The sequence below is a fragment of the Flavobacterium indicum GPTSA100-9 = DSM 17447 genome, from assembly GCF_000455605.1.
Lineage (GTDB): Bacteria > Bacteroidota > Bacteroidia > Flavobacteriales > Flavobacteriaceae > Flavobacterium > Flavobacterium indicum.
The window spans coordinates 1,099,838-1,112,248 of the sequence record NC_017025.1 but is presented as its reverse complement, the minus strand read 5'-3'; the positions used below and the strand labels follow the sequence as shown (position 1 = coordinate 1,112,248).

The 12,411-nt window shown below is 32.5% G+C and carries 15 protein-coding genes and 1 riboswitch; of the genes, 13 read left to right on the top strand and 2 right to left on the bottom strand.

The window, feature by feature from the left end:
• The first annotated feature begins 64 nt into the window (after nucleotides 1-64).
• The 6 genes from KQS_RS05025 to KQS_RS05010 all read left to right on the top strand — a co-directional run bounded on the left by KQS_RS05025 (nucleotide 65) and on the right by KQS_RS05010 (nucleotide 3,668).
• The gene (locus KQS_RS05025; protein WP_014387418.1) at nucleotides 65-775 is read left to right on the top strand and encodes a hypothetical protein; all 711 of its coding nucleotides are present in this window, start codon (nucleotides 65-67) and stop codon (nucleotides 773-775) included.
• 189 nt (nucleotides 776-964) lie between these two features.
• Entirely contained in the window at nucleotides 965-1,132 is a 168-nt protein-coding gene (locus KQS_RS14320; protein ID WP_014387424.1) for a hypothetical protein, read from the top strand.
• A gap of 76 nt (nucleotides 1,133-1,208) precedes the next feature.
• Entirely contained in the window at nucleotides 1,209-1,358 is a 150-nt protein-coding gene (locus tag KQS_RS14315) for a hypothetical protein (protein WP_157868379.1), read from the top strand.
• 174 nt (nucleotides 1,359-1,532) lie between these two features.
• Nucleotides 1,533-2,102, top strand: a complete 570-nt coding sequence (locus tag KQS_RS13950; RefSeq protein WP_014388115.1) for a hypothetical protein — start codon at nucleotides 1,533-1,535, stop codon at nucleotides 2,100-2,102.
• A 147-nt stretch (nucleotides 2,103-2,249) separates the two neighbouring features.
• Entirely contained in the window at nucleotides 2,250-2,780 is a 531-nt protein-coding gene (locus KQS_RS05015; RefSeq protein WP_014387423.1) for a hypothetical protein, read from the top strand.
• A 156-nt stretch (nucleotides 2,781-2,936) separates the two neighbouring features.
• Entirely contained in the window at nucleotides 2,937-3,668 is a 732-nt protein-coding gene (locus KQS_RS05010; protein WP_014388114.1) for a hypothetical protein, read from the top strand.
• A 51-nt stretch (nucleotides 3,669-3,719) separates the two neighbouring features.
• On the opposite strand, the gene KQS_RS05005 is transcribed toward KQS_RS05010, so the two are convergent.
• Complete coding sequence (locus KQS_RS05005) at nucleotides 3,720-4,694, bottom strand: IS110 family transposase (protein WP_014388093.1); 975 nt, start codon at nucleotides 4,692-4,694, stop codon at nucleotides 3,720-3,722.
• A gap of 385 nt (nucleotides 4,695-5,079) precedes the next feature.
• Between KQS_RS05005 and KQS_RS05000 the strand changes: the two genes are divergently transcribed.
• The 5 genes from KQS_RS05000 to KQS_RS04980 all read left to right on the top strand — a co-directional run bounded on the left by KQS_RS05000 (nucleotide 5,080) and on the right by KQS_RS04980 (nucleotide 8,576).
• On the top strand, nucleotides 5,080-5,595 hold the full coding sequence (locus KQS_RS05000) for a hypothetical protein (protein ID WP_014388113.1): 516 nt from the start codon (nucleotides 5,080-5,082) through the stop codon (nucleotides 5,593-5,595).
• Nucleotides 5,596-5,824: 229 nt separating this feature from the next.
• A riboswitch (Fluoride riboswitch) is annotated at nucleotides 5,825-5,891 on the top strand.
• A 28-nt stretch (nucleotides 5,892-5,919) separates the two neighbouring features.
• Nucleotides 5,920-7,227, top strand: coding sequence for a voltage-gated chloride channel family protein (locus KQS_RS04995; protein ID WP_014388112.1), 1,308 nt, complete (start codon nucleotides 5,920-5,922; stop codon nucleotides 7,225-7,227).
• Nucleotide 7,228: 1 nt separating this feature from the next.
• The gene (locus tag KQS_RS04990; protein ID WP_014388111.1) at nucleotides 7,229-7,591 is read left to right on the top strand and encodes a DUF190 domain-containing protein; all 363 of its coding nucleotides are present in this window, start codon (nucleotides 7,229-7,231) and stop codon (nucleotides 7,589-7,591) included.
• Nucleotides 7,585-8,154 (top strand): phosphatase PAP2 family protein, encoded by a 570-nt coding sequence (locus tag KQS_RS04985; RefSeq protein WP_014388110.1) that lies wholly within the window; start codon nucleotides 7,585-7,587, stop codon nucleotides 8,152-8,154. Before KQS_RS04990 ends, KQS_RS04985 begins: the two co-directional genes overlap by 7 nt.
• Complete coding sequence (locus tag KQS_RS04980) at nucleotides 8,154-8,576, top strand: EamA family transporter (RefSeq protein ID WP_014388109.1); 423 nt, start codon at nucleotides 8,154-8,156, stop codon at nucleotides 8,574-8,576. The genes KQS_RS04985 and KQS_RS04980 overlap by 1 nt, the downstream gene beginning before the upstream one ends.
• Before the next feature lie 92 nt (nucleotides 8,577-8,668).
• Here KQS_RS04980 and KQS_RS04975 read toward each other — a convergent pair whose 3' ends face one another.
• A complete protein-coding gene (locus KQS_RS04975; RefSeq protein WP_014388093.1) occupies nucleotides 8,669-9,643 on the bottom strand; it encodes an IS110 family transposase in 975 nt (324 codons plus the stop codon).
• 619 nt (nucleotides 9,644-10,262) lie between these two features.
• Here KQS_RS04975 and KQS_RS04970 point away from each other — a divergent pair.
• Nucleotides 10,263-10,946 carry a response regulator transcription factor gene (locus KQS_RS04970; protein ID WP_014388108.1) on the top strand — a complete coding sequence of 228 codons (684 nt, stop codon included), beginning with the start codon at nucleotides 10,263-10,265 and terminating at the stop codon, nucleotides 10,944-10,946.
• On the top strand, nucleotides 10,946-12,313 hold the full coding sequence (locus KQS_RS04965) for a HAMP domain-containing sensor histidine kinase (protein WP_014388107.1): 1,368 nt from the start codon (nucleotides 10,946-10,948) through the stop codon (nucleotides 12,311-12,313). Before KQS_RS04970 ends, KQS_RS04965 begins: the two co-directional genes overlap by 1 nt.
• Nucleotides 12,314-12,411 lie beyond the last annotated feature (98 nt).

Below are 12,411 nucleotides of genomic sequence, written 5' to 3'. Positions count from 1 at the left end.
CCGAACTTCGCAACCTCGCCAAGCGCCGGAACGTTATGTGCTACTTTAAAACGACAGAAACAAAATGATAAGTCCTTCTGACAAAGAATATAGACAAACGAAACAAATTATGCTTGGAAAAGAGAATTTGAATCCAGAATTCAAACCTCTTGCTGACTTTATTGATAAAACATTTGGAGTTAGGACAATCAATATTGTGTATGACACAATTGATAGAGGGACAAGACCAAGAATTGGAATTTATTTTGAACATTATCACGAAAAGCAAAGCTTCAACGAAAACAATGGTCATGTGAATTTTGACAGCAAGAAACAGAAGTTAATTGCGGATAAATTCAAGCAGTCAATTAACGAGCAAGGTCTTATTAAAAATAAAAGACTTTTTGATTTATGGACTAAATCCGAAAAAAGTAAATATCAAACGGACAAAATATTAGTCTATTTTAGTGCATTTGAGCCGATTGCAAAAAATGAAGCAAATCAAAACATTACACAAGACCAAATTGAGCAACTTAAGGCAGAATTAAATTGTGAAGACCTTTGGGAAATTTCAAAATGCTTTTCAGGAACTACTTTCTTTTTATACACAGACGAACAAGTCAAAAGTTACGAAAACAGTGAAACTATAAAAGTTTGGGCTGACAAATATTTTGATATATTAGAAACTTATAATGAGTTTGGGTATTTCAAAAGAGAAAAGTTCAATATTCTCTTAGATAGTAAAGAAAACTTTGATAAAAATTATGAAAGTAATTGGTATTATTATTATAAATGATAATAAAAGCAGCACATAACAGCGGTTACAAGTAATGGCTAGTTCAGGAATATTCCGAAAATTCTCCGAATTTTCTAAAATAAGTTTATATTTGTTATGGCTTGGTAATGGTTTTCGCCACTACTTGTAGCCGCAAAACGTTAACTGCAAGCTACAATCTTTGCGCTTAAACCAATCGAATTATTAAATATGGATAACGAAAATCATAAACTTCCTGAAGGTTGGACTGAAACAAAAATTTCAGAAAATCTATATGTAACTCATATTCCACAAAAGCATATAGACGAATGGAAAGTTCAACGGTGGAAAAAAAATAAAGTCACAGAAATTCTCAAAAAAAGAAGGCTTCATTATTAAGCCAGATGGACGATCTGGAACAATTTATTACGTTGAAAAAGAAAGATTATGTGAAATTGAATTCGAAATTTCTGGAGTGAGTCAATTCGACATACTTATTTATTTTGATTCTTTAAATAAATGGTCGCTACCAAATAATACCGAAATGCTTATCTCTGAAAAAAATGACATCAGAAAGGAATTAATTATTTGGCTTGAAAAAGAAAAAATTAGAGCCGAATTATAAAGCCAGCAGTTAACAGGCGTTTGGCAAGATTGCGAATTTTGTAGTAAATTCACGTTTATTTCTCGCAAGAAATTTTATCTTTAACAGAAAATAATCGGTTCCGAACTTCGCAACCTCGCCAAGCGCCGGAACGTTGTGCGTCATTTTAGCCGAGCGAAACGTAAATAAACAAAAATGGAATTTCTCGAAAAATATCAAATCGAAATATATTTGGACGAAACTTATAGAAGCGGTTCGACTGACAACTTAAATACATACAATTTTGAATATTTTAATGAAACTGAAAATCAATTAACTACTCAAATTGGAATTAAATTATATGAAAACGGGAATATCAAATATAGCGCGATAGTCGGTTCAGATTGTGGAGCAACAACAGTTAACAAGAATTCAACAATAATTGAAGAAAATAGAATTTTAATTTGCTGTTCAAATACAATTTTTTGTTTGTCAAAACCAGAGTTAAAACTATTATGGAAAACGGTAGCAGATGAAATAACTTGCTTTGAAATTTTTAAGAAAGAAGATTTCTATATAGTTCACGGAGAAATAGAAATCACGAAATTAAATAATGAGGGTGAAATTCTTTGGCAAAAAAGTGGCGCAGATATATTTACAAATATGAACGAAAAAGACAACTTGGAAATTACCGAAAAATATATAATTGCTAAAGATTGGGAAAATCGAATCTATAAATTTGATTATGATGGTAATGAATTTACAGATATGCAACAATTTAAATAAAAAAACGTCGCACAACAGGCGTTTGGCAAGATTGCGAATTTTGTAGTAAATTCACGTTTACATTTCGCAAGAAATTTTATTTTTGATAGAAAATATTCGGTTCCGAAGTCCGCAACCTCGCCAAGCGCCGGAACGTTACCAGCAATTATGAAAAAACTGCATCTAATAATATTAATTTTTACTTTCAACTTTGGTTTATCACAAACCAATGTAGAAATTGATTCATTGCTGAATGAAATTGCAAAAATCGAAAACTCGAAAGAAATCATCAATACGAACGAAGGAAAAAAAATTATTGGATATGGCTGGAAATTATTGCCGAAATTATCTGAATTTTTTACTGACAAAACCGAAACTAATGTGAAGTCGGAATGTGTTGGCCGAAACTTAACTAAAGGTGAAATTGCAATAATCTTAGCCGACAGAATTGAAGGAATGCCTTATGCGCAAATCACTGGAATACAAAATTGTTTAGCTACATTTTGCGAAAAGAATATGAACTTCATAGAATATTATGTAGATTTTATAAAGAGTGACGGAATTGAAAAGTTTCAAGCAAAATATAACGAATGGTTAAAAAGCGACGCTAATATTGAATGGAAACCAATTTTTGACTTAAAATCAGTAAGTGAAAGAAAAAAAATAATCAAAGAGAAAAGAAAAGCTAAACAAAAATAACTGCTGGTAACAAGCGTTTGGCAAGATTGCGAATTTTGTAGTAAATACACATTTATTTCTCGCAAGAAATTTTATCTTTAACAGAAAATAATCGGTCCCGAAGCTCGCAACCTCGCCAAGCGCCGGAACGTTGGCAGTAATTATAAAATCCCGAAAATGAAGAAATTTACGTTTTTAATATTTATTATTTTTAATCTTAACGCATTTTGTCAGAACAATCTAAAAATAGAAATTGACAATCCAGAACCAAGAGTTGGAGAAAGTGTTCTGTTTTCAATAAATATTGATTTTTTAAAAGACAACATACAAGAAAAATTAGGTTCCGAAATAGAATTGACACGTTCGACTTCTGTTCACGGTATGCAATCTGATGATTTTGAAAGAGTAATAGTATTTAATAAAGTTGGTTTAAATAAAGTTGGTCCATTTGAATTTGAATTTAACGGAAAAAAATATGTTACAAACCAAATTGAGATTAATGTTCAGCCTAAAATTGTACTTGAGGAAAGCTTAATGGTTAGAATTGCAGAGCTTAATGGTCAAAAATATATTGTTATAGAACAATTAGTTAAAAATATAGCAAAAACTGAACGAAATGAATTTGGCGAAATGACAACTTATTTAGGAGGTTTAGCTCCTGATAATTTTGAATTTGCAAAGCTGAATGAAGAAATTAAAAGAAGTATCGAACTTGACGATTTGAATACGTCAAGCGAAACCTTAACACCCGAAAATTCAAAATATGGAGAAATTGGCTTTTCATATTCAAGAATTAGATATAGAATAAATTTTAGTGAGGATTTTAAAGATGAATACATATTAACTGAAAAAGATTTTATAAACTTGCCGAAAAATTACAAACTAAAACCAATAATCATAAAAAAATAACTACTGCCAACAAAGAACTGTGCTTAAAAACAAATAAAAAATGATTTAATTTTAGTTTTTAACTATTAGTTTACTTCTGTAGTTTTCATTGTACTCTACTCCAGATTTTGCAATAGCAAAGGCTTGTTTTAAAAGCTTATTGCATACTGCTATTAAGGCCAATTTCTTGCTTTTACCTTTGTTAACTATGCGCTCATAAAGTTCTCTACATGCTTTGTTACATTTACAAGCCGTAAAACTACACATAAATAATAAATTTCTTAGCTTGGAATTACCCACTTTACTTATCCTAACCTTACCTTTTATACTACTTCCTGATTGCCTAATCACTGGTGTTAACCCACAAAATGAACACAATTGAGAACTATCCTCAAAGCGTTTAAATCCATCTGTTAAAACTAATAGCATCATTGCAGTCTTACGACCAATACCTGGAATACTCTCAACTTTAGTCAACATCTCTTGTTGTTCTGATTTGACCAAAACCAACAACTCTGCTTCTAGTAAACCAATCTCTTTTTGTAAATGTTTTAGACTCTTCTTCAAAGAACTAACCACTATTTTACAAGGATTACCCAATACCCCCTCTGCTTGTATTTTATTCTTTAAAGCAGCACTTTGCTTAGTATAAGTATCTAATAATCGTAACATCTGTAAACATTGCGTCTGGTATTTTGAATAACCAAACCATAAGGAAAGCTCTTGTTGCTGACCATACAAACAAATCATCTTAGCATCTGATTTATCTGTCTTTACTCTACTCAGCTTCATTTGAATAAAGCGCTTTATCGATAACGGATTTTCTACCGACACAGCAATATGATGATCTACTAAAAAATATGCCAATTGATAATGATAATAACCCGTAGCTTCCATCACACAATGTGAAGTGGCATCCAACAATTTCAAAAACTTTAAAAAGTCTTTTAAATTGTTAGAGAATTGATAATAATTACCAGAACAATCTACAACATCAAATGTGTCTTTACTGATGTCAATACCAAATGTTTTTTTATCTTTACTCATAAGAAAATGTTTTGAGAAAGGACAAACTACTTGTGTTTCATCACCTTAAAATCGAGATTAAATCTCACAGAACTGTTCGAAATATAAGTAGAAAAGAGAGGGGATTATCACTGTTGACGGAATCTAAAGTTCCTGCGGTTATCGTAAACCTTACTCCTCTCTTTTGTTCTTTCTGATTTATTCTTTAAATTTATAAATTGTAAACTTAAGGCGGTTTCAAGAAATGGCGAGGCACGGGATTTATTTGAAATCGGAAAGGTATTTAATTTAAAGTTTTGGTTATATTTGTGAAGGGTTGGTCTTGGTTAATCGCCACTTCTTGAAGCCGCGAAACGTTAGTAGAAAGCTTGGGATAACAAAGAAGAATCATTTAAAAACAAAAATTATGTTTGAATTAATTTGGGGAATATTTAATGGCTTTTTACTTATTTATTTTATTGTAATATGCTTTAAATCAGTAAAAATAATTAAAGAAAAGATTGGAGTCTTTGCATCCCTGATTTTTGTTATAGGCTTATTATCATTTATGTCAAAACCAAATGAAAAAAATTTAGCCGATAAAAATATTGATTTTCTTAACCAATCAAATCCTAAAAAAGCTTTTGATGGTAATTCTTTTTTTCAAGAAATTAAATTAGAGGATAATTTAACTTCAGATATAGGATTATCAATTCTTGTTGGTGAAAAAGAAAATGAACTTATAATTCTAAATGCAAATTGTAGTAGAGCTGGATTCATAAGTGGAACTAATTGGAATGTTGAGAATATTGATATCGATAAAGAGAAAGACAAAAACTATTGTAATTACATCGTGAATGGAATTATGGAATGGAAAATACTCGGAATTACAATTTATTCAGAGCATAAACTATTTAATGGAAAAGCAATTTTAAAAAAATAAAGCCTTCTACTAACAGCGGTTTGCTTCAATGGCTACCTTCCGGATTTTCCTACGGAAAATCCGCTGCTGAATGGAATGTTTTGTTATATTTGTAATGGCTTGGTGTTTGTGCAACGCCACTGAGAGCAAGCCGCAGAACGTTATGTGCAACCCTACCAAACTGACCGCTAACACAAAAAACCGACAATTAATAGACTGAAATTGAAAATAAATTTATATCTTTGCGACAGACAAAAAAGGAAATGGTGTTCTTCCTTACCCAACCGCTTTAAAAAGCTGATGACGCCTGATTAATTTAAGTGTAACAATTTAATCAGGTAAATTATGTCTAAAAATAAACAAAAGTCTATCAGTAATAAATTAGTTTTTCAAGCTAAATTTTTTTTTAGAAATTATCCTTCACTTCCGTATATTCTTAAATGGACATTAATTTGTTCTTTTATTGGCGTTTTAATTGGTTCTGCTTCGGCAGGATTTTTACAATCATTAAATTGGGCAACCGATTTTAGAGAAAATCATTTATGGCTCATTGCATTATTACCAATTGGTGGTTTTTTTATCGGATTACTTTATTATTACTATGGTAAAGATGCGGAAGCTGGAAATAATTTACTGATTGATACCATTCACGAACCTAAACAAGTTATTCCGTTACGAATGGCTCCGTTTGTTTATATTGGTACGATTGCAACGCATTTTTTTGGCGGTTCGGCAGGACGTGAAGGAACAGCCTTACAAATGGCAGGTTCTATTGCCGACCAATTCAGTAAACCGTTTAAACTTTCGGCATCTGACAGAAAGATTTTAATTATTTCAGCAGTTGCAGGTGGTTTTGGTTCTGTATTTGGGACACCGCTTGCAGGTGCAGTTTTTGCTATTGAGTTTTTTCTTATCGGTCGTATTAGATACAATGCACTTTTCCCAGCATTCATAACTGCTATCATTGCCGATATTGTAACCAAACTTTGGCAAACGCCACACACACATTATCACATCAATTCAATTCCCGATATTTCTTTTATCAATATTATTTATGCTATTGTTACTGGAATATTTTTTGGCTTGTGTGCTTCCACTTTTAGCAAAGTCATTCATAAGACAGGTAACATTTTCAAATCAAATATTTCTTATCCACCATTGCGACCTTTTGTGGGAGGTATTATTGTAGCTTTTGCGGTTTGGGCAATCGGAACAACAAAATATATTGGTTTAGGTATTCCTACCATTGTTCAATCTTTTGACCAGCAATTACCAGCTTATGACTTTGCTATAAAAATGGCTTTAACTATCATCACGCTTTCGGCAGGTTTTAAAGGTGGAGAAGTTACACCGTTATTTTTTATTGGTGCAACATTAGGTAACGCATTAAGTCTTTTTATTCCATTGCCAACTGGGCTTTTGGCAGGAATGGGATTTGTAGCGGTATTTGCAGGAGCGACCAATACGCCTATTGCGTGTAGCATTATGGCGATTGAACTTTTTGGTGCAGAATGTGGCGTTTATGTTGCAATTGCTTGTGTGGTTTCTTACTTACTTTCAGGACATAACAGTATTTACGGAAGACAAATGATTGGAGAAGCCAAACATCAACGATACGCAAATCACGAAGGAAAACGATTAAATGAACTTTAAAATGAACAATATGAATGTTGAAAATATCAGTGTGTTGAAAATTTATTTTCGCTATGGACAAAAAGCAAAAAATTTAAGTTTTTGGCAAAAACTGTGGAACAACAATTTAGGGCAACAATTGCTAAAAAAAGCAAAAGAAATGAATATTAAACAAGCCAATATTTTCACAGCAAAAGCAGGTTATTTAGACAACGAAAAAATAAGTTATAATATTTCAGAAATTCCACCAAGCAAAAACCCTGTTTGTTTAGAACTTATAGACCAACACGAAAAACTGAAATCGTTTATTGAACAAAACCAAGAAAATCTAAAAGAAGTGAAAATAATTGTGCTTAACTCTAATAATGAAATAATAAAATGTTAGAACAATTAAAAAACATAGATACCGAATTGTTCCTTTTTCTTAACGGAAAACACAACACTTTTTTTGACCCAATTATGTATTGGGCAAGTGATAAACTATTTTGGTTACCATTTTATTTATTTATTGCAATTGTTATTATTCGTGAATACAAAAAGAAAAGTGTTTACATATTTAGTGCTATCGCTTTATTAATTACAATTTGCGACCAAACAGCCTCAAATTTGATTAAAAACTTAGTGAAAAGACTTCGTCCATCTCACGAACCTAATTTAGAGCCATTTATACATTTGAGCCAAGCAGGAAAAGGTGGCGAATATGGGTTTATTTCTTCCCATTCTGCAAACGCTTTTGGATTAGCCACATTTCTTATTTTGCTTTTACCATCAAAATACAATTGGTTAAAATTTGTCTTAATTTTTTGGGCGTTTTTGGTTGCGTATAGCAGAATTTACAATGGTGTTCATTATCCGTCTGATGTAATTGTAGCAATGTTGTTGGGTATTTCTTACGGCTTTTTAATGCGATTTGTACTTTTAAAAATTAAACCTTTCAAACAGCTTTAATGAAACAATATCAAATTTTCGCAATAATATCAATGATATTCGCAGGTTTAACTTCCGTAATCGCAAAAGCAGGACTGAAAAATGTTGCTTCCGATACAGGTTTGGCTGTCAGAACATCTTTTGTTTTTTTCCTTATTTGGCTCAACATTTTAGTATTCAACAACACCAACGATTTTGCAAACCTTACAAAAAGAGATATAGCCTTACTCGCAGTTTCAGGATTTACAACAACCATTTCTTGGATATTTTATTACAGAGCAATGAAAGTCGGTAACGTTTCAGAAATAGCATTGATTGATAAAGGAAGCATTATAATAACAATTGCTCTTTCATTTATATTTCTAAATGAACAATTTACTTGGAAAATTGCAGTTGGTGGACTTTTAATTATTGCAGGAATACTCATTTTGACATTAAAATAAAAGCACGAAAACAAATAATAACAAAATGACAAAAAAAAGGGCAGCACATAACAAAGAACTGTGCTTAAAAACAAATAAAAAATGATTTAATTTTAGTTTTTAACTATTAGTTTACTTCTGTAGTTTTCATTGTACTCTACTCCAGATTTTGCAATAGCAAAGGCTTGTTTTAAAAGCTTATTGCATACTGCTATTAAGGCCAATTTCTTGCTTTTACCTTTGTTAACTATGCGCTCATAAAGTTCTCTACATGCTTTGTTACATTTACAAGCCGTAAAACTACACATAAATAATAAATTTCTTAGCTTGGAATTACCCACTTTACTTATCCTAACCTTACCTTTTATACTACTTCCTGATTGCCTAATCACTGGTGTTAACCCACAAAATGAACACAATTGAGAACTATCCTCAAAGCGTTTAAATCCATCTGTTAAAACTAATAGCATCATTGCAGTCTTACGACCAATACCTGGAATACTCTCAACTTTAGTCAACATCTCTTGTTGTTCTGATTTGACCAAAACCAACAACTCTGCTTCTAGTAAACCAATCTCTTTTTGTAAATGTTTTAGACTCTTCTTCAAAGAACTAACCACTATTTTACAAGGATTACCCAATACCCCCTCTGCTTGTATTTTATTCTTTAAAGCAGCACTTTGCTTAGTATAAGTATCTAATAATCGTAACATCTGTAAACATTGCGTCTGGTATTTTGAATAACCAAACCATAAGGAAAGCTCTTGTTGCTGACCATACAAACAAATCATCTTAGCATCTGATTTATCTGTCTTTACTCTACTCAGCTTCATTTGAATAAAGCGCTTTATCGATAACGGATTTTCTACCGACACAGCAATATGATGATCTACTAAAAAATATGCCAATTGATAATGATAATAACCCGTAGCTTCCATCACACAATGTGAAGTGGCATCCAACAATTTCAAAAACTTTAAAAAGTCTTTTAAATTGTTAGAGAATTGATAATAATTACCAGAACAATCTACAACATCAAATGTGTCTTTACTGATGTCAATACCAAATGTTTTTTTATCTTTACTCATAAGAAAATGTTTTGAGAAAGGACAAACTACTTGTGTTTCATCACCTTAAAATCGAGATTAAATCTCACAGAACTGTTCGAAATATAAGTAGAAAAGAGAGGGGATTATCACTGTTGACGGAATCTAAAGTTCCTGCGGTTATCGTAAACCTTACTCCTCTCTTTTGTTCTTTCTGATTTATTCTTTAAATTTATAAATTGTAAACTTAAGGCGGTTTTGCAAAAGCGGGGGTGCAGTGCTTCGGTTGACAGTTTTTTCGTATAATTGAAGTGCGGTTCTCCGACTGAACGGTAGTGCGTAAAATCCCCGCCTTCGCAAAGCCGCAAAACGTTACCAGCAAGCGTAGAACGACCGACACGAACCGAAATAAACGCCTAAAACACGGCTGACAATTTCGCTGTAATCTGACACAAACCGACTTGACTTTATCGACACTCAAGCCGACACAAATGGTTTTAAAAATTTTTCCCACCGCACAAAAAAAATGAAGTTTTTATGCCAGCCCGCATTGGCACATTTGGTTTTGCCCCTACCCACAAGCCGACACACAGGCAAAACCAAAAGAGCCAATTTTGCCAACGCACATAATGACCGTTAAGATTGAAAATGTAACTTTGTAATGATGAATGTTTTAATTATAGAAGACGATACAAGAATTGCTGAACTTATCCAAAGAGGACTGCAAGAACAAGGTTTTGTTCCGACATTGGCGTATGACGGACTTTCGGGAAAGAAACTGGCTTTACAAAACGACTATGACTTAATAATTACCGACATCATTTTGCCGAAAATGGATGGACTTGATTTGTGCAAAGAAATACGGCAAACCAAACCTGACACGCCAATTATTATGCTGACCGCTCTTGGCACAACGGATGACAAAGTGGAAGGTTTTGATGCAGGAGCAGACGACTACCTTGTAAAACCTTTTGAAATGCGTGAATTATTAGTTCGAATCCGTGCATTGCTGAAGCGACAAAGCAAAACAACAAACAATACAGGCAATACACTTAAATATGCCGACCTTGAAATGAATTTGCATACAAAAATTGTAAGGCGAAATGGCCTTGAAATTAATCTTACTCCAAAGGAATTTAATCTTTTGGAATATATGCTGCAAAATCCAGAGAGGGTTTTATCAAGAGTAGAAATTGCCGAAAAGGTTTGGGACACACATTTTGACACTGGCACTAATTTCATTGATGTTTACATCAATTATTTAAGAAAGAAAATTGAAAAGGATTTTGACAAAAAACTCATTCATACCAAATCGGGTATGGGCTTTATTTTGAAAGTGGAATAATGAAAATCAGAACACGGCTTACCATATTATTCACACTCATTACTGCTACTATATTATTAGCATTTGCTTCTGTAATTTATATTTCGGCAAAGGAAAACCGTGAAAAAGAATTTTACTCATTGCTAAAAAAAGAAGCACTGACGAAAGCAAACCTGTTTTTCGATGCAAAGGTAGAAACCAAAACCCTTCAAGACATTTATAAAAACAATCGGCAGATTTTAAATGAAGTTGAAGTTGCCATTTACGACAGCAGTTTCAATTTGCTTTATCACGATGCAGTTGATATTGACTATGTAAAGGAAACACCTGAAATGATAGACGAGATTTATCATAAGGGAGAAAAGCAATTTTATCAGGAAAAATGGCAGGTAATTGGTTTGCGTTATGAATATGAAAACAAAAACTACATTATTACTGCAACTGCCATAGACCAATACGGCTATAATAAATTAGACAGCTTGCTGAAAAACAGCATTATTGTTTTTGTCATTTCTATTTTATTCATCTACATAGCAGGACGTTTTTTTTCCAAAAGAGCTTTTGACCCCGTAAAGGAAATGACCGAGAAAGCAAAGGTAATTTCAGCTACCAATTTGGACTTCCGTTTGAACAGCAACGGCAGTAAAGACGAACTTTCAGAACTGGCAAACACATTCAATGAAATGTTGAGCCGATTGGAAAATTCATTTGATGCTCAAAAGAATTTTGTTTCCAACATTTCCCACGAATTACGGACACCGCTTGCGGCAATTATTACCGAATTGGAACTATCCATCAACAAAGAAAAGAATATAATAGAATATAAATCTACTATTCAAAACGCTTTAGGTGATGCAAAAAAATTAGTCCGCCTTTCAAACAGTTTGTTGGATTTGGCAAAAGCCAGTTATGACCCAACTGAAATTTCATTTAAACAAATTCGCATTGATGAAATTTTATTGGATGCGAGACAACAAGTTCAACAAGTAAATCCTGATTACAAAATTGACATTGTATTTGAAAACGAGTTTGAAAACGACAATCAGATTACGGTAAATGGAAACGAATATCTTTTGAAAGTGGCTTTTGCCAATTTGTTTGAAAACGGTTGTAAATTTTCTAAGGATAAACAAAGCAGTGTTTCCATTGGCTTTGAAAAAGAAAAAATCCAACTTCAATTTAGCGACAAAGGAATAGGTATTTCAGAAGATGATTTAAAAAACATTTTCACTCCCTTCTATCGTGGCGAAAACAAACAATTTGCAGACGGAAACGGTATTGGACTTTCACTAACTCAAAAGATAATTTATTTACATAAAGGCAGTATTTCCGTTCAATCCAAACAACACCAGGGAACAACATTTACCGTTGAGTTACAGACCGTTTAACTCACTCTAATAAAATTCTAATTTTTTTCTATCGGTTCTCTAACAGTCATCTTTAATAAGTTAGTGGACTTTTGCACCCGAATAATGATTTCAATTCG

Excerpts from the sequence above, each read along its gene's own strand:
- KQS_RS05025 (WP_014387418.1), top strand. The coding sequence starts at position 65 with ATGATAAGTCCTTCTGACAAAGAATATAGACAAACGAAACAAATTATG.
- KQS_RS14320 (WP_014387424.1), top strand. The coding sequence starts at position 965 with ATGGATAACGAAAATCATAAACTTCCTGAAGGTTGGACTGAAACAAAA.
- KQS_RS13950 (WP_014388115.1), top strand. The coding sequence starts at position 1,533 with ATGGAATTTCTCGAAAAATATCAAATCGAAATATATTTGGACGAAACT.
- KQS_RS05015 (WP_014387423.1), top strand. The coding sequence starts at position 2,250 with ATGAAAAAACTGCATCTAATAATATTAATTTTTACTTTCAACTTTGGT.
- KQS_RS05010 (WP_014388114.1), top strand. The coding sequence starts at position 2,937 with ATGAAGAAATTTACGTTTTTAATATTTATTATTTTTAATCTTAACGCA.
- KQS_RS05005 (WP_014388093.1), bottom strand. The coding sequence starts at position 4,694 with ATGAGTAAAGATAAAAAAACATTTGGTATTGACATCAGTAAAGACACA.
- KQS_RS05000 (WP_014388113.1), top strand. The coding sequence starts at position 5,080 with ATGTTTGAATTAATTTGGGGAATATTTAATGGCTTTTTACTTATTTAT.
- KQS_RS04995 (WP_014388112.1), top strand. The coding sequence starts at position 5,920 with ATGTCTAAAAATAAACAAAAGTCTATCAGTAATAAATTAGTTTTTCAA.
- KQS_RS04990 (WP_014388111.1), top strand. The coding sequence starts at position 7,229 with ATGAACAATATGAATGTTGAAAATATCAGTGTGTTGAAAATTTATTTT.
- KQS_RS04985 (WP_014388110.1), top strand. The coding sequence starts at position 7,585 with ATGTTAGAACAATTAAAAAACATAGATACCGAATTGTTCCTTTTTCTT.
- KQS_RS04980 (WP_014388109.1), top strand. The coding sequence starts at position 8,154 with ATGAAACAATATCAAATTTTCGCAATAATATCAATGATATTCGCAGGT.
- KQS_RS04975 (WP_014388093.1), bottom strand. The coding sequence starts at position 9,643 with ATGAGTAAAGATAAAAAAACATTTGGTATTGACATCAGTAAAGACACA.
- KQS_RS04970 (WP_014388108.1), top strand. The coding sequence starts at position 10,263 with ATGATGAATGTTTTAATTATAGAAGACGATACAAGAATTGCTGAACTT.
- KQS_RS04965 (WP_014388107.1), top strand. The coding sequence starts at position 10,946 with ATGAAAATCAGAACACGGCTTACCATATTATTCACACTCATTACTGCT.